Origin of the sequence: Streptomyces sp. NPDC005648, assembly GCF_040605395.1 — a bacterium.
Classification (GTDB): Bacteria; Actinomycetota; Actinomycetes; order Streptomycetales; family Streptomycetaceae; genus Streptomyces.
The window spans coordinates 23,521-38,246 of record NZ_JBEXCS010000095.1 but is presented as its reverse complement, the minus strand read 5'-3'; the positions used below and the strand labels follow the sequence as shown (position 1 = coordinate 38,246).

15 protein-coding genes are annotated in these 14,726 nt (G+C 71.3%); 8 read left to right on the top strand and 7 right to left on the bottom strand.

The window, feature by feature from the left end; all coding sequences use genetic code 11:
• Positions 1-115: 115 nt before the first annotated feature.
• From ABZT17_RS36945 to ABZT17_RS36935, 3 genes are all read right to left on the bottom strand, one after another.
• Positions 116-463: a tetratricopeptide repeat protein gene (locus ABZT17_RS36945; protein WP_356355755.1), complete on the bottom strand. Its 348-nt coding sequence runs from the start codon at positions 461-463 to the stop codon at positions 116-118.
• 70 nt (positions 464-533) lie between these two features.
• The gene (locus ABZT17_RS36940; RefSeq protein WP_356355753.1) at positions 534-977 is read right to left on the bottom strand and encodes a MarR family transcriptional regulator; all 444 of its coding nucleotides are present in this window, start codon (positions 975-977) and stop codon (positions 534-536) included.
• Positions 974-1,474, bottom strand: coding sequence for a MarR family transcriptional regulator (locus ABZT17_RS36935; RefSeq protein ID WP_356355752.1), 501 nt, complete (start codon positions 1,472-1,474; stop codon positions 974-976). Before ABZT17_RS36935 ends, ABZT17_RS36940 begins: the two co-directional genes overlap by 4 nt.
• A gap of 112 nt (positions 1,475-1,586) precedes the next feature.
• Between ABZT17_RS36935 and ABZT17_RS36930 the strand changes: the two genes are divergently transcribed.
• Positions 1,587-2,552 carry a pirin family protein gene (locus ABZT17_RS36930; RefSeq protein ID WP_356355750.1) on the top strand — a complete coding sequence of 322 codons (966 nt, stop codon included), beginning with the start codon at positions 1,587-1,589 and terminating at the stop codon, positions 2,550-2,552.
• Positions 2,553-2,594: 42 nt separating this feature from the next.
• Here ABZT17_RS36930 and ABZT17_RS36925 read toward each other — a convergent pair whose 3' ends face one another.
• The gene (locus tag ABZT17_RS36925; protein ID WP_356355748.1) at positions 2,595-3,896 is read right to left on the bottom strand and encodes a cellulase-like family protein; all 1,302 of its coding nucleotides are present in this window, start codon (positions 3,894-3,896) and stop codon (positions 2,595-2,597) included.
• Positions 3,897-3,972: 76 nt separating this feature from the next.
• Here ABZT17_RS36925 and ABZT17_RS36920 point away from each other — a divergent pair, with 76 nt between their 5' ends.
• Positions 3,973-6,021, top strand: coding sequence for a glycoside hydrolase family 2 TIM barrel-domain containing protein (locus ABZT17_RS36920; protein ID WP_356355746.1), 2,049 nt, complete (start codon positions 3,973-3,975; stop codon positions 6,019-6,021).
• Between the two features lie 71 nt (positions 6,022-6,092).
• On the opposite strand, the gene ABZT17_RS36915 is transcribed toward ABZT17_RS36920, so the two are convergent.
• From ABZT17_RS36915 to ABZT17_RS36905, 3 genes are all read right to left on the bottom strand, one after another.
• On the bottom strand, positions 6,093-7,022 hold the full coding sequence (locus tag ABZT17_RS36915; RefSeq protein WP_356355744.1) for a carbohydrate ABC transporter permease: 930 nt from the start codon (positions 7,020-7,022) through the stop codon (positions 6,093-6,095).
• A complete protein-coding gene (locus tag ABZT17_RS36910; protein ID WP_356355742.1) occupies positions 7,019-7,921 on the bottom strand; it encodes a sugar ABC transporter permease in 903 nt (300 codons plus the stop codon). Before ABZT17_RS36910 ends, ABZT17_RS36915 begins: the two co-directional genes overlap by 4 nt.
• A 64-nt stretch (positions 7,922-7,985) precedes the next feature.
• Positions 7,986-9,332 carry a sugar ABC transporter substrate-binding protein gene (locus ABZT17_RS36905; protein ID WP_356355740.1) on the bottom strand — a complete coding sequence of 449 codons (1,347 nt, stop codon included), beginning with the start codon at positions 9,330-9,332 and terminating at the stop codon, positions 7,986-7,988.
• 170 nt (positions 9,333-9,502) lie between these two features.
• Between ABZT17_RS36905 and ABZT17_RS36900 the strand changes: the two genes are divergently transcribed.
• The 6 genes from ABZT17_RS36900 to ABZT17_RS36875 are packed head-to-tail and all read left to right on the top strand — an operon-like array spanning position 9,503 to position 14,722.
• Positions 9,503-10,246: an SDR family oxidoreductase gene (locus tag ABZT17_RS36900; RefSeq protein ID WP_356355738.1), complete on the top strand. Its 744-nt coding sequence runs from the start codon at positions 9,503-9,505 to the stop codon at positions 10,244-10,246.
• A gap of 46 nt (positions 10,247-10,292) precedes the next feature.
• Complete coding sequence (locus ABZT17_RS36895; RefSeq protein WP_356355737.1) at positions 10,293-11,033, top strand: FCD domain-containing protein; 741 nt, start codon at positions 10,293-10,295, stop codon at positions 11,031-11,033.
• On the top strand, positions 11,030-12,175 hold the full coding sequence (gene dgoD, locus ABZT17_RS36890; protein ID WP_356355735.1) for a galactonate dehydratase: 1,146 nt from the start codon (positions 11,030-11,032) through the stop codon (positions 12,173-12,175). Before ABZT17_RS36895 ends, dgoD begins: the two co-directional genes overlap by 4 nt.
• Positions 12,176-12,228: 53 nt before the next feature.
• Positions 12,229-12,849 (top strand): bifunctional 4-hydroxy-2-oxoglutarate aldolase/2-dehydro-3-deoxy-phosphogluconate aldolase, encoded by a 621-nt coding sequence (locus ABZT17_RS36885; protein WP_356355733.1) that lies wholly within the window; start codon positions 12,229-12,231, stop codon positions 12,847-12,849.
• 47 nt (positions 12,850-12,896) lie between these two features.
• Positions 12,897-13,817, top strand: a complete 921-nt coding sequence (locus ABZT17_RS36880; RefSeq protein ID WP_356355757.1) for a sugar kinase — start codon at positions 12,897-12,899, stop codon at positions 13,815-13,817.
• A gap of 17 nt (positions 13,818-13,834) precedes the next feature.
• Positions 13,835-14,722 (top strand): SMP-30/gluconolactonase/LRE family protein, encoded by an 888-nt coding sequence (locus ABZT17_RS36875; protein ID WP_356355731.1) that lies wholly within the window; start codon positions 13,835-13,837, stop codon positions 14,720-14,722.
• The last annotated feature ends 4 nt before the right edge of the window (positions 14,723-14,726 follow it).

Below are 14,726 nucleotides of genomic sequence, written 5' to 3'. Positions count from 1 at the left end.
GTCGACGCTCGCCGAGGCGTCGTCGCCCTTTCCGCCGAACGGCATCATCGACACGACGGCTGGGCCCGGCTCCGCGAAGGGAGCCGGGCCCGGCCGTCGTGGCGTCACGGTCCGCTCAAACCCGCTCGAAGTCACCCGCCAGGGCCGAGGCGATCCGCAGGTGCGACTCGGCCTCGGCCTGCCGGCCCTGCCGCTCCAGCGTGCGGCCCAGCATCAGCCGGGCGTAGTGCTCCACCGGGTCCCGCTCGACGAGGACGCGCAACTCGGTCTCGGCGCGCCGCAGTTGGGCGGAGTGGTAGTAGGCGCGGGCCAGCAGCAGCCGCGGTCCGGTCTGCTCCGGCACCTCCTCGACCAGCGCGCCCAGTACACGCGCCGCGGCGGCGTAGTCCTTGGCGTCGAAGAACATCCGCGCGCGCTCCCAGCGCTCCGCCGGTGTCCCGTGGTCGTAGTACGTCGTGTTCACTGCTGACCTCCTTCGGCCTGCTCAACCGGGCGAGGCCGTCGCCTATTCCGGCCCGCCGGCCGAGGGGTCCTCAGGCCGACAGGGCGGCCAGTTCGGCGTTGGCCCGCTCGGTCACCAGGGCCAGTACACGGCCGGCCGCGGCGAGGTCCTCCTCCGGTATGCCGCCCCAGACCCGCGCGGAGAACTCGGCGCTCTCGGCGCTGACCTCGGCATGGAACGCGCGTCCGGCATCGGTGATCGGGACCAGGGACTCCTCGGTCGTGAGCAGCCCCTTGGCGAGGAGTTCCCCGACGACTCCCCGCGCGTCGGCCGCGTCCATCTTGAGTGATCGGACGACCTGTGCGACGAGTTCCTCGCGCTCCAGGGGTGCCTCGGCGACGGCGGCGAGCCGGAGGGCGACGTTCTGCGGGAAGGTGGCGCCGTGCCGGGCCAGAACGCTCTCCAGGACCGCGCGGGCCGCGTAGTGGGCCAGGCCCAGGGTGCGGGCGTTCGCGAGAGGTGCGGTGGTGGTCATGACTGCTCCGTCTCTTTCTCGGCTGTCTCGGTGGTGTCGCTGAACGGATCGAGAGGTGCGTCGAGCAACGCCGCCAGATCGCGTGTGAACTCCCGCCCGCGCGGACTGTCCAGGCCGCCGAGCGGCTCCATGAACTGCCGCAGCAGGCCCTGTACGACCGTGATCGCGCGCCCGGTGACCTCGTGGCCCCGCTCGGTGAGCGCCAGTTGCACGGCGCGCGGGTCGCGGGGGTCCCTGGCGCGTTCGAGAAGGCCGGCCGACTCCAGACCGCGGGCGAGCTTGGAGACGTACAGGGGCTCCAGGCCCACGTGGTCGGCGAGCCGGCGCTGGCTGGGCCGCTCGCCGCCGCGGTGCATGCCGTACAGCGAGGCGACCAGGGAGTACTGCGCGTGGGTCAGCCCGAGGGGGGCCACCGCCCGGTCGACGGCCACCCGCCACTTCATCGACAGGCGCCACACCAGGAACCCGGGTGTCGCCTTCTCGGAACCGTTGCTCATAGGAAATACAGTACATGGCTACTATGTACATGGCTACTATTTTTCGGCCCCGGGCGGGACAGCCCGGATGACGGACTGACGGGAGCGGCCTCGCGGGGCTAGGTTGGGCGCCATGAGCAATCTTGATCGCGAGGCGGTTCCCGCCGTGTGCGGCGGCCGCGGTTTCGTGGTGGCGGAGCCCGTCCGTGAACTCCTCAGCCCTCGACGCGTCAAGCTCGGCGAGTCCACCGAGGTCCGCCGACTCCTGCCCAACCTCGGCCGCCGGATGGTCGGCGCCTGGTGCTTCGTCGATCACTACGGGCCCGACGACATCGCCGACGAAGCCGGAATGCAGGTCCCGCCGCACCCCCACATGGGTCTGCAGACGGTCAGCTGGCTGCACCAGGGCGAGGTGCTGCACCGCGACTCGACCGGCAGCCTGCAGACGATCCGCCCCCGCGAACTGGGCCTCATGACCTCCGGCCGGGCCATCAGCCACTCCGAGGAGAGCCCCCGCCCGCACGCCCGCTTTCTGCACGGCGCCCAGCTGTGGGTGGCCCTCCCGGACGGCCACCGCCACACCGAGCCGCACTTCGAGCACCATGCCGAGCTGCCGCGCGTCACCGCACCCGGCCTCAAGGCCACACTGATCCTGGGCAGCCTCGACGGCGCGACCTCGCCCGGCACGACGTACACCCCGATCGTGGGCGCCGACCTGACCCTCGCCGCGGGCGCGGACGTACGCCTCCCGCTGGAGCCGGACTTCGAGTACGCGGTCCTGTCCATGTCCGGCGAGGCCCATGTCGACGGCGTGCCGGTCCTGCCCGGCTCGATGCTCTACCTCGGCTGCGGCCGCACCGAACTCCCGCTGCGCGCCGCCTCGGACGCCGGCCTGATGCTGCTGGGCGGTGAGCCGTTCGAGGAGGAGCTCATCATGTTCTGGAACTGGATCGGACGGTCCCAGGAGGAGATCGAACAGGCCCACCAGGACTGGATGACCGGCACACGGTTCGGTGAGGTGAAGGGGTACGACGGAGCCCCGCTCCCCGCCCCTCAGCTGCCGCCGCTCCCGCTGAAACCGCGCGGACGGGTGCGCTGACCCGCTGGGATGACGGCAGGCGGAAGCGGGGCGGAAGCCCGGTCAGCCCGCGGTGATCTGGGCGTTGACCCGCCGCATCCAGTCCCCGTCGGTGTGCCACATGGGGTGGTGCGGGGCGGCGTTGGAGGTCAGGACCAGTCCGTGGAAGCCGGCCGCGAGGCAGCGGTCGACGACGAACTCCGCGATGTCCTTGCCCACGGCGTCCTCCTCGAAGCGGGTCAGGAGAGGGGTGTATCCGACGACGCCCTCGCCGAGGACGGCGGGGATGTCGCGGCGGCGGGCGAAGTCGGCGACCGAGTCGACCCACCGGGCCAGGGTCTCCCGCATGGCCTCGCGGTGGGCCGGATAGTTCTCGTAGAGCCACAGGTCCCAGCGGTCGGGGTCGACCCAGTCGTGCGTGTAGAATAGTTCCCTCGCAATGCCCGTGGCGGCCAGCCGCCAGGGTTCGTCCGGCTGGTGGTCGGCGAAGGCGGGCGCGTCCGGGCGCAGCATTGCGGCCAGTTCGGGTGTGGGCCAGGCGGCGGTCTCGGGTGCCGCCTCGGTGCCGTGGCCGAGTCCGACCGCCTCGTACAGGGCGCCGAGCACGCCGTAGACGTAGAAGTGGAAGTGCGCGATCTGCGCGCCCTCCGGCAGGTCGTCGATCTCGCTCGGCCAGGGCTCGCCCAGTGAGTAGGTGGCGGGGATGCCGGGGTGCCGGGCCCGCAGCAGCTTCACGGCACGGTCGAGAGGGCCGCGCAGATAGGCGTAGTGGGTGGCGCCGTCACGGGGGACCAGGGAGCAGTTGTCGACCTCGTTGTGGACCTCGACGTACGCGACGGGGCCGTCCAGCCCGCGTTCCGTGAGGAAGTCCAGCAGCTCGGCGAGTGCCTCCGCCACCACCTCGGCGCGTTCCGGGCCGGGCACCTCGGCCAGGGCGCGGTGCCAGGTGTCGGTGTCCGCGAAGCTCGGGGACTGCTGGTACTCCCAGGAGGACACGATCACCTTGCAGTCGTGCCGGGCCGCCGCCTCGAACAGGTCGACGAGGCGCCGGCGGCCGTCCAGCGGGTAACCGCCGCGCACGTCGTACCAGCGGGTGCGCTGTCCGAACTCCTCGCCCAGGCCGCGGACCTGAACGGTCTCCGCGTCGGGGACGCGGCCGGAGAACAGCAGGAAGGGCATGGCGCAGATGCGCACCGTGTTGAAGCCGCGTTCCACCGTCTCGGCGAAGGCTCGGTCGAGATCGGCGAAGGGCTCACCGGGTCCCGCCTGGGTGTACCAGCTGAAGTCCCACAGGGTGATGGCGAGTCGGCCCGTGGCCGCCGGTGTCGTGGGGTGCGGTGTCGTCGGGTGCTGCGATGTCGTCATGAGGGCCACGCTAGCTCAATTCATTATTTATGAATAATCCTTGACGGGGGTGATCGGGTTGTCCAGGCTGTGAGGCATGACCCCATCCCTCCATCCCTCCCGGCGTGCCGTCGTCACGGCACTCGGCGCGGTCGCCGCCGTCGCCCTCCCGGCCTGGCCCGAGACGGCGCGGGCGGCGGACGGCACGGCCGTCGGCGCGGCGAACGGGCCGGTGCTCGACACCCATCCGCTCACCGAGCCCTCCGGCACACATGTGCGTGACATCGGCGGCACCGGCGTCGTCTTCCAGTACGGCGCGGTCCTTCCCGCCTTCGACGGCTGGCGCGGCCGGGAGCCCACCCGCGACCACCTGTCCCTGGACAAGCGGTGGCGCTTCCGCTTCGACCCGGCCGACCAGGGGCTCGACGAGGGCTGGCAGTCCCCCCACCACGACGACCGGGCGTGGGGCCTCATCGACGTCCCGGCCGCCTGGGATCTGCTGAACACCCCGGGCTTCGGCTCGCAGAGCGCGCCGTTCGGCACGGGCACGGCGTTCGCCGACGGCTACGCCTGGTACCGCACCACGGTCGACATACCGGCCTCCTGGCGCGCCCGGCACGTACGCATCGCCTTCCTGGCCGCCGGGTACAGCGCCGAGGTCTGGCTCGACGGCACCCACCTGGGCAAGCACGAGGGCGCCAACTCGCCCTTCGCGCTTCCCGTGTCCGGGGCGCTGCGGCCGGGGAGACGCCAGACCATCGCCGTCCGCGTCTTCCGCCGGGCGAGCTACACCGACTACCGGGCCTCGGCCCCCCAGCCGGTCACCGACGACCACGAGCTGCCGTACAAGCCCGTCGACCACTGGCCCTACGCGGGGCTGACCCGATCCGCGTGGATCGAGGCGGTCCCCCAGGTCACCGTCGCCAAACTGCTCGTGAGCGCCGCGGACGGACGCCTGGAGGCGCGTGCGGTCGTCGAGAACCACGGTGACTCCGACTTCGACGGCCGCCTCACGCTGGACCCCGGCCGGGGCAGCGGCGGACGGCCCACGGGGGTCGGGGTCAGGATCGCGGCCCGAACGGCAGGCGTCGTACCGGTGGTGATCCCCCTGCCCGGTGCCCCGCGCTGGAGCCCGGCCTCGCCGCACACGCTCACCGCCCGCGCCACGCTGACCGCCGGCGGGTCCGGGGGTCCGCGCGTCGACACCCTGTCCACGGTGTACGGCGTACGCGAACTGACCGTGACGGAAGCCCGGTTGCGTCTCCATGGCGAGCCCCTGTTCCTCAAGGGCCTCAACTGGCACGAGGAGACGGCCGCGCACGGCAGGGCGATGACGCCGGCCGAGTACGACCGGGAACTGGGCCATGTCACGGCCCTGGGCGCCAACTTCATCCGCAACTGCGTCTACAACCGCCACCCCTACGTCTACGACTGGGCGGACGCGCACGGTGTGCTGGTGATGGACGACATCGACACGATGTGGCTCAACACCGCTCAGGAGAAGCTCCAGACCGAGCGCTACGGCCTCGCCCGCGCGCTGGCCCTGACCATGGCGTGGAACCAGCACAACCACCCCTCGGTCATCCTCTGGGGCCTGCAGAACGAGTCCGAGATCGACGCGGACGGCGCTCCCGTCTACCGGGCCTGGCTGGCCGACCTCAAGGCGGCGGTGAAGTCCGTCGACCTCACCGCACGCCCCGTCACCTGGGCCTCCAACACCAGCAACGACCCCGCGTTCGACCTCGCCGACGTCATCGGGTTCAACGAGTACTTCGGCTACTTCTACGGCCGGGACGCCGACCTCGGCCCGACCCTGGACGCGGTGCACGCGAGGTATCCCGACAAGCCGATCCTGATCACCGAGAACGGCACCTGGGCGATCGCCGGCACACACGGCGCCGGCACCACGCAGGGCACGGAGGAGTGGCAGGCGGAGAGCTTCGGCGCGCACTGGGCGCAGGTGACCGCGCGCAGCGCGTTCGTCGCAGGGTTCACCTACTGGGTGCTCAAGGACTACAAGGAGCGGGCCGGGTACAACCAGGACTACAACGGCATCTCCGTGATGGGCCTGCTGACGTTCGCGGAGCAGCGGCCCAAGCTGGTCTACGACGTCTTCCGGAAGGCGGCCGTGCCGGGCGGCGAGTGAGCGCCGAACGGCTGGAGGGGGAGGGGCGGTCCGCCCCTCCCCCTCCAGCCGTCGGACCGAGTGCGGCGGCGTCAGCCCTTCACGCTGCCCTCGGTCAGACCGCTGCGCCAGAAGCGCTGCAGGGCCACCATGGCGATCATCAGCGGGACCACGGAGACGAAGGCACCTCCGACGGTCAGCTGATAGAGCTGTGGCTGGCGGTCGGCGAAGGACTGCCACGACGTCAGACCGAGGGTGATGGGATACAGCTTGGAGTCGGACAGCATGACCAGCGGCAGGAAGTAGTTGTTCCAGATGCCGACGAACTGGAAGAGGAAGACCGTCACCAGGGCGGGGGCCATGATGCGCAGCGCGACGACCGTGAAGATGCGGAACTCTCCCGCGCCGTCGATGCGGGCCGCCTCCAGCAGCTCGTCCGGTATGGACGCCGCCGCGTAGATCCGGCACAGGTACACGCCGAAGGGGCTGACGAAGCTCGGCACCAGCACGGCCCAGTAGGTGTTGGCCAGGCCCGCCTTGCTGAACAGCAGGTACATGGGCAGCGCCAGCGCGGTGGCGGGGATGAGGACGCCGCCCAGCACGATGTTGAAGATCGTGTCCCGGCCGGCGAAGGAGAACTTGGCCAGCGCGTAGCCGGACATCGCGGCCAGCAGCGTCGCCACGCCCGCGCCGACGCCCGCGTACAGCAGGCTGTTGGCGGCCCAGCGCAGGTAGATCGCGTGGTCGTAGGTGACCACCCGGTGCAGGTTGCTCAGGAACTGCGGATGCGAGAACCACAGGCCGAAGCTGCCGAACAGGCCGCCGGTGGACTTGGTGGCGGCCACGACCAGCCAGTACACCGGGAGCAGGAAGTACCCGGCGGCCGCCACGAGCAGGCCGGTGACCAGGACGCGGCTGCGCGTGGTGACTCCGGTGATGCCGCCGCGCGGCGCCGTGCCGTCGTCGGAGGCCGGCGTCTCGCCCCTCGGCGGGAGTGTGCGGGCCGGTGTCTGGAGACTCACGCGTCCCCACCTCTCTTGTTGATCAGCCGCAGGAAACCGAAGGAGAGCACGAACGCGGCGAGGGCGAGCAGCACCGCCTCGGCGGCGGCGAGGTGGTAGTTGTCGTTGGTGAACGCCTCGTTGTAGGCGCTCAGGTTGGGCGTGTACGCGCTGTCGATGCTCGACGAGACGGGCTTGAGCACCAGCGGTTCCGCGAACAGCTGCAGCGTGCCGATGATGGTGAAGACCGTGGTGAGGATCAGCGCCGGCCGCAGCAACGGCAGTTTGACATGCCGGACGGTCATCCAGGCACTGGCGCCGTCGATGCGGGCGGCCTCGTACAACTCAGCGGGGATGGTGCGCAGTTGGGCGACGAGGACCAGGACGTTGTAGCCGGCGAACTCCCAGGTGACGATGTTCGCGATGGACCACAGAACCGTGTTTCCGCCCAACAGGTCGACGGACACCCCCAGGTGGCGCATGCCGTCCACGAGGGGGCTGACTCCCGGTACGTACAGGAAGCCCCACAGGATGGACGCGATGACGCCCGGGACGCCGTAGGGCAGGAAGAAGGCGGCGCGGAAGAACCGCACGCCTCGGGCCGAGGCGGTGTCGAGCAGCAGCGCGAGCGCGGCGGACAGCGCGACCATCACCGGCACCTGGACCACCGCGAACAGCAGTACTCGGCCGATGCTCTGCACGAAGGCGTGATCTGACAGCGCGTCGGAGTAGTTGCGCAGCGCCACGAAGACGGTACGGGTGCCGCCGAGCCCCAGGGCTCCGGTGTGCTCGTCGTCCATGACGCTCTGGTGGACGGCGTAGCCGATGGGGACGGCGAAGGTCAGCAGGAACAGCAGGAGGAAGGGCGCGACGAAGGCGAGGGGTGCCAGTTTTCTGCGGCGGGGCGCTCGGGTCGGCATGGAAGTTCTTTCTGCAGTCCGGAGGGGAGAACGGCGGCGGCCGTGTCGCACCCTCCGGAGGCGGTCACTGGCCGGTGGAAACCTTCAGACCCTTCCTCTTCAGGTCCTCGACGGTCTGCTTCTGTGCCTGCCGCACCGCGTCGACGAACGTGCCCTTGCCGGCCACGGCGCCCTGGAAGCCGTCGTTGAGGTGCTGGTAGGTGGCGTCGATCGTCGGTATCCACTTCCACGAGTTGTCGATGCTCTTGTCCGACGTCGCGAAGACCTCGTTGTACTTCTGGCCGCCGAAGAACGGTGACGGTTTGTCCAGCGAGGAGCCCTGGTACCCGTCGGCCGCCGCGGGCCAGCCGTATCCGCCCTGCAGCAGCAGGTCGACGCTCGCGGGGTCCGTGTTGAGCCACTCGGCGAACTTCAGGGCCTCCGGGATGTGCCCCGCGCCCTTGAGGACAGCCGTTGAGGAACCTCCCCAGTTCGCGGACACGTTCGCGCCCTTCGTCCACTGCGGCATGGGCGCGACCGCCCACTTGCCGGCGGTCCGGGGAGCGTTGCCGCTGATGATGGCGTCGCCCCACTGGGCGCTGACCCATGAGGTGATGCCACCGGTCTGCAGGTCCTTGTACCAGCCGTTGGCGAAGTCGGGTTCGGTCTTGATCACTTTCTTGCCGCGCAGGCTGTCCCAGAACGCGGCGACCTTCAGGGTCTGCGGGGAGTCGATGTTCACCGACCAGGTGTCGCCGTTCACGCCGAACCACTTGGCGCCGGCCTGCCACGCCAGCGCGGTGAACCAGGCGGAGTTGCCGGCGGGGAAGGTGCTGATGTAGGCCTTCGGGTCGGCCTTGTGGATCTTCTCCGCCGCCTGGGCGAACTCGTCCCAGGTGGCGGGCGGCGCGATGCCCCACTTCTTGAACAGGTCGGAGCGGTAGAACAGGCCCATCGGACCGGAGGCCTGGGGGATCGCGTAGACCTTCGAGTCGAAGACTCCCTGCTGCCACTGCCAGTCCACGAACTTCGACCTGTCCTTGTCCGCGCCGTACTGCGACAGGTTCACCAGGCCGTTCTCCAGCAGGAACGAGGGGATCTCCTGGTATTCCACCTGGGCCAGGTCCGGTGCGTTGCCGCTCTTGAGCGCGGCGCGCATCTTGGCGTAGCCGCCGCTGCTGCCCGCCGGGATCTTCTCCAGCCGGACGTGGATGTCCGGATGGGTGGCGTTCCACTTGTCGACCGCCTTGTCGACGCCGGGAACCCACGACCAGAAGCGCAGCTCGACCTTCTGGCCGGGCTTGACGGGTGCCTGGACCGCGGGGTCCTTCGAACCGGTCGAGCCCCCGCAGGCGGAGATGGTCAGAGTGAAGGCGGCAAGGGTGACTGCGAGGGCGCCCCGGCTTCTGCGGCGGGGTGTGGTGCGGCTCATGGGAGGAGGGTCCTTCCTGGTTTCGTGCCGGAGGTGGCTACGGCATGCCGGTCAGTTTCGGAGCGGCATCGCCACGCAGTCAAGATATATTCATAATTAATTGAAACAGCTATGGTGGGTGCGTGGACAGTTCACGAGGGGAGACACGCGCGATGGCGGAATGCCGCAGGATGAGCGGACGCGTGGCGGTGATCACCGGCGCCGCCCACGGGATCGGCGCGGCCACCGCGCACCGGCTCGCGGCCGAGGGAGCGAGAGTGGTGGTCACGGACGTGGACGACACCGCGGGCAAGGAGGTCGCGGCGGCCGCCACCGGCCGGGGAGGGCACGCGGAGTACGTGCGGTGCGATGTGACCTCGGCCGCCGACTGGGAGCAGCTGGCCCGCCATGTCGAGGAACACCACGGGCGGCTGGACGTGCTGCACAGCAACGCCTTCGCCCAGCTCAACAAGCCCGCCCACGAGCTGAGCGAGGCCGAGTGGGACGGTCAGATGGCCGTGCTGCTCAAGCCCGCCTGGCGCGGGATGAAGACCTTCGCGGCCATGCTGCGCGAGGCCCGGGGCTCCGTCGTCCTCACCTCCTCGGTGCACGCGGTCATCGGCCTGCCCGGGCACGCCGCCTACGCCGCCGCGAAGGGCGCGCTGTGCTCGTTGGGGCGGCAGTTGGCCGTGGAGTACGGTCCGGAGATCCGGGTCAACACGGTGTTGCCCGGACCCATCCTCACCGCCGCCTGGGACGGCATCCCGGAGCCCGAGCGGGCGCGCAGTGTGGCGGCCACCGCGGCCCGGCGGTTCGGGCAGCCGGAGGAGGTGGCCGCCGCCGTCGCCTTCCTGGCATCGGCGGACGCCTCCTATGTGACCGGCGCGAGCCTGGTGGTCGACGGAGGATGGAGCGTCATGAAGGAGTCCTCATGATGAGCGGTACGCACCGCACATCAGGACCGATACGGAAACGGAGCACGTGGTGACCCATCCCCCCAAGGGGCTGCACGGCCAGGCCGTGGAGGAGCTGGGCCGACGCATCATCCGCGGCGACTACCCCCCGGGCTCCGTCGTGGACCCGGTCAACTTCGAGGCGGAACTCGGCGTCAGCAAGACCGTGGTGCGCGAGGCGCTGCGGGTGCTGGCGTCCAAGGGCCTGCTCGAGTCGAAGCAGAAACGCGGTACGACCATCAGGCCCCGCGCCGACTGGAACCTGCTCGACAGCGACCTGCTGCGCTGGCAGGGCAGCAGCGCACCCACCGACGGCTTCCTCGCCGACCTCGCCGAGGTACGCGCGATCGTCGAACCCGCGGGTGCCCGGTTCGCCGCCGCCCGCCGCACCCCCGACGACCTGGACGCGATGCGGCAGGCGCTGGAGGCGATGGCGGCGGCGGACACGGACGCGGAGGCGATGGTCGAGGCGGACCTGGCCTTCCACCGTGCCCTGCTGGACGCCGCGCACAACGAACTCCTCAGCCGTATGGAGGTCGTCATCGAGGCCGGTCTGCGCGTACGCGACCGGATCGTGCACGGCGCCCGGCACTTCTCCGACTCCATCCCCGTGCACCAGCAGCTGCTGGACGCGGTCGAAGCGGGCGATGCGGACGCCGCCGTGGCCGCCGTCGCATCCCTCCTGGCGCAGGCGTCCGACGACCTCGCAGCCGTACGCGCGGTCCAGAACGAAGCCGGCACCGATCCGCTTCCGAAGGAAGTGCCTTGAAGATAACCGGACTTGAGACGTTCCTGGTGGCTCCGCGCTGGCTGTTTCTGCGCGTCGCCACCGACGAGGGGATCACCGGCTGGGGTGAGCCCGTCATCGAGGGCCGCGCGGAGACCGTGCGCGCCGCGGTCCACGAACTGGCCGACCATGTCGTCGGACAGGACCCGCTGCGGATCGAGGACCACTGGCAGGTGCTCACCAAGGGCGGCTTCTACCGGGGCGGCCCCATTCTCTCCAGCGCGGTCGCGGGCATCGACCAGGCCCTGTGGGACATCGCCGGGAAGGCCTACGGCGTCCCCGTCCACCGGCTCCTCGGCGGCCCGGTGCGCGACCGCGTCCGCATGTACGCCTGGATCGGCGGCGACCGCCCGAGCGATGTGGCCGAACTCGCCGAGGAGCAGATGAAGGCCGGCTTCACCGCCGTCAAGATGAACGCCTCGGCCGAACTCGCCGCGATCGACACCCCGGCCCGCACCGCCGAGGTCGTCGAACGCGTCGCGGCCGTGCGTGAAGTGATCGGCGACGAGCGGGACATCGCCGTCGACTTCCACGGCCGGGCCTCCACCGCCATGTCACGCCGGCTCCTGCCCCTCCTGGAGCCGCTGCACCCGCTGTTCGTCGAGGAACCCGTCCGGCCCGAACACTCGGGCCACCTGCGCGGCCTGGTGGAGTCCACGAGCATCCCCCTCGCCACGGGCGAACGCCTGTACTCGCGCTGGGACTTCCGCGAGGTCATGGCCAGCGGCATCGCCGTCGCCCAGCCCGACCTCTCGCACGCCGGCGGCATCTCCGAGGTCCGCCGTATCGCCGCCATGGCCGAGACGTACGACGTCGCCCTCGCCCCGCACTGCCCCCTCGGCCCGATCGCCCTGGCCGCGAGCCTCCAGATCGCCTTCTCCGTGCCGAACTTCCTCATCCAGGAACAGAGCATGGGCATCCACTACAACCAGCGGTGCGACCTGCTGGACTATGTGATGGACCCCGAGCCCTTCCGCTTCCGGGACGGACACGCCGTCGCGAGTTCCCGTCCCGGGCTCGGCGTCGAGATCGACGAGCAGGCGGTGCGCCGGGCCGCCGAGACCGGGCACCGCTGGCGCAACCCCGTATGGCGCGGCCCCGACGGGGCGTTCACCGAATGGTAGAGCTCCCCTCGACCGCCGCCTTCGTACCGACCCCGCAAGGAGAGCCCGCTCCCATGGACCTGGTGGAATCCCTCCGCCGCCACCGCCTGCTCGCGATCGTACGGGGCAAGGACTCCGTCGCCGCCCTGCGCACGGTGCGCACCCTCGTGGACGAGGGCATCACCGCCGTCGAGATATCGCTGACCACCACCGACGCGCTGACCGTGATCCGACAGGCCCGCGCCGCACTCGGCCCCGACGCCCTCCTGGGCGCCGGCACCGTGCGCTCGGCGGCGGACGCGGCCCGCGCGCTCGACGCCGGGGCGTCCTACCTCGTCACCCCGGCACTGGTCGACGGACTGGCGCAGTACGGCGTACCCCTCCTGATGGGCGCGCTGACACCGAGCGAGGTGGAAGGGGCCCTGGCCCGCGGCGCCGACGCGGTCAAGCTCTTCCCCGCCTCCCTGGGCGGCCCCGGCCATCTGCGGGCCCTGCGCGACCCGTTCCCCGAGGTGCCCTTCGTGCCGGTCGGCGGGGTGGACGCGACGGCCGCCCGCGACTACCTGGCCGGCGGTGCCCTGGCCGTGGGCGTCGGCTCACCGCTCGTCGGCGACGCGGCCGACGGCGGCGACCTGGACCGACTGCGCGCCCGGGCCGCCGAGTTCCGCGAGACGGCCGCCGGAGGCACACAGTGAACACGGACCGGCAGGGGCCGCCCGAGGTGGTGACCTTCGGCGAGACCATGGCGGCGCTGCGTGCCCACGGCGCGCTGCGGATGGGCGGCACGCTCGGCCTGTCCGTCGCGGGAGCCGAGTCCAACGTCGCCATCGGCCTCGCCCGGCTCGGGCACCGTGTGCGCTGGGCGGGCCGGGTCGGCGCGGACGAACTCGGCGCCCTGGTGCTGCGCACCCTGCGCGCCGAGGGCGTCGACATCGGCCACGCGGTCACCGACGACGCCGGACGCCCCACCGGACTGCTGCTGACCGAACCCCGCCTGGGCACCCTGACCCGCGTCAGCTACTACCGCGCCGGTTCGGCCGGATCGGCGCTCGCACCGGCCGACGTGCTGCCCACGCTGGCCCCGGGGACCCGCGTCCTCCACCTCACCGGTATCACACCGGCGCTCGGCCCGTCGGCGGCCGAGACCGTCGTGGCCGCCGCCACGGCCGCCCGCGACGCCGGGGTCACCGTGTGCCTCGACGTCAACCACCGCTCCCGGCTGTGGAGCGCCGACGAGGCCCGTATCGCACTCCGGCCGCTGCTGGACCGCACCGACCTGCTGATCGCCTCCGAGGACGAACTGCCGCTGGTGCGGGAACGCCCGGACGAGAAGGAGGAGGAGGCCGTACGCGGTCTCCTGGCCGGCGGTGTCACGGAGGTGGTCGTCAAACGCGGCGCACAGGGGGCGACGGCCTTCACCGCCGACGGGACCACCCACCGCGCCGCGCGTCGGGTCGACGCCGTCGACCTCGTCGGCGCGGGTGACGCCTTCGTGGCCGGGTATCTCTCGGGACTCCTGGACGGCGCCGACCTCCACGCCCGTCTGGACCGGGCCGTCACCACCGCGGCCTTCGCGGTCGCCACCCGCGGCGACTGGGAAGGCCTCCCCACGCGCGACGAACTGGGACTGCTCGACGAACCCGACGGCACGACCGTCCGCTGACGTCGGAAGGACGACTCATGACATTCATGGCAGCGCCCACCACGGTCGTCGTCGACGGAGGGTACGAACTCGCCGAGGGCGGCCGCTGGATCGACGGCCGGTACGTGTACGTGGACATCCTCACCGGCGGGCTCTACGAACTGCGCGACGGCGACGGGCCCGCCGCCTCACGCCAACTGGCCCGGCTCGACGTCCCGTTGGGCGCCGTCGCCCCGGTGCGCGACGAGCCGGACGTGTGGATCGCCGCCGCGGGCACCGGCGTCGCCCTGCTCACCGCCGACGGGGCCCTGGAGTGGCTGGACCGCCCCGAGGACCGCACCCCGGTCCCCAGCCGGATGAACGACGGCGTCGCCGACCCCGCCGGCCGCTTCTGGGCGGGCAGCATGGCCTACGACGGCACCCGGGGCGCGGGCTCGCTCTACCGGACCGACACGGACGGCACGGTCGTACGCGTTCTCGACGGCCTGACCATCGCCAACGGACCGGCCTTCAGCGCGGACGGCACGACCCTGTACCTCGCCGACTCGGCCGAGGGCACCATCCTGCGCTGCCGTGTCGATCCCGTCTCGGGCGATCTGTCCGAGGGCCCGGAGATCTTCGTCCGCCTGGGCGGCGACGAGGGCAGCCCCGACGGAATGACCGTCGACACCGAGGGCCGGCTCTGGGTCGCGATGTGGGGAGCCGCCGCGATACGCCGCTACCACCCCGACGGCCGTCTGCTCCACACCCTCGAAGTCCCGGCCCCGCACCCCACCTCGGTGTGCCTCCACCCCACCGACCACCGTCTCTACGTCACCACGGCCCGCCACGGGGTGCGCCACCCGACCAGCGCCTCGGGCGCCGTGCTCACCGTGCCCGTGCCGGTCGGGGGAACGGCGGCCCGCGCCTGGGGCGGACGGCACTGACACG

What these genes read in the sequence shown, in the direction of transcription:
- ABZT17_RS36940 (WP_356355753.1), bottom strand. Translation starts at nt 977, where the DNA reads ATGACCACCACCGCACCTCTCGCGAACGCCCGCACCCTGGGCCTGGCC.
- ABZT17_RS36935 (WP_356355752.1), bottom strand. Translation starts at nt 1,474, where the DNA reads ATGAGCAACGGTTCCGAGAAGGCGACACCCGGGTTCCTGGTGTGGCGC.
- ABZT17_RS36930 (WP_356355750.1), top strand. Translation starts at nt 1,587, where the DNA reads ATGAGCAATCTTGATCGCGAGGCGGTTCCCGCCGTGTGCGGCGGCCGC.
- ABZT17_RS36925 (WP_356355748.1), bottom strand. Translation starts at nt 3,896, where the DNA reads ATGACGACATCGCAGCACCCGACGACACCGCACCCCACGACACCGGCG.
- ABZT17_RS36920 (WP_356355746.1), top strand. Translation starts at nt 3,973, where the DNA reads ATGACCCCATCCCTCCATCCCTCCCGGCGTGCCGTCGTCACGGCACTC.
- ABZT17_RS36910 (WP_356355742.1), bottom strand. Translation starts at nt 7,921, where the DNA reads ATGCCGACCCGAGCGCCCCGCCGCAGAAAACTGGCACCCCTCGCCTTC.
- ABZT17_RS36905 (WP_356355740.1), bottom strand. Translation starts at nt 9,332, where the DNA reads ATGAGCCGCACCACACCCCGCCGCAGAAGCCGGGGCGCCCTCGCAGTC.
- ABZT17_RS36900 (WP_356355738.1), top strand. Translation starts at nt 9,503, where the DNA reads ATGAGCGGACGCGTGGCGGTGATCACCGGCGCCGCCCACGGGATCGGC.
- ABZT17_RS36885 (WP_356355733.1), top strand. Translation starts at nt 12,229, where the DNA reads ATGGACCTGGTGGAATCCCTCCGCCGCCACCGCCTGCTCGCGATCGTA.
- ABZT17_RS36880 (WP_356355757.1), top strand. Translation starts at nt 12,897, where the DNA reads ATGGCGGCGCTGCGTGCCCACGGCGCGCTGCGGATGGGCGGCACGCTC.
- ABZT17_RS36875 (WP_356355731.1), top strand. Translation starts at nt 13,835, where the DNA reads ATGACATTCATGGCAGCGCCCACCACGGTCGTCGTCGACGGAGGGTAC.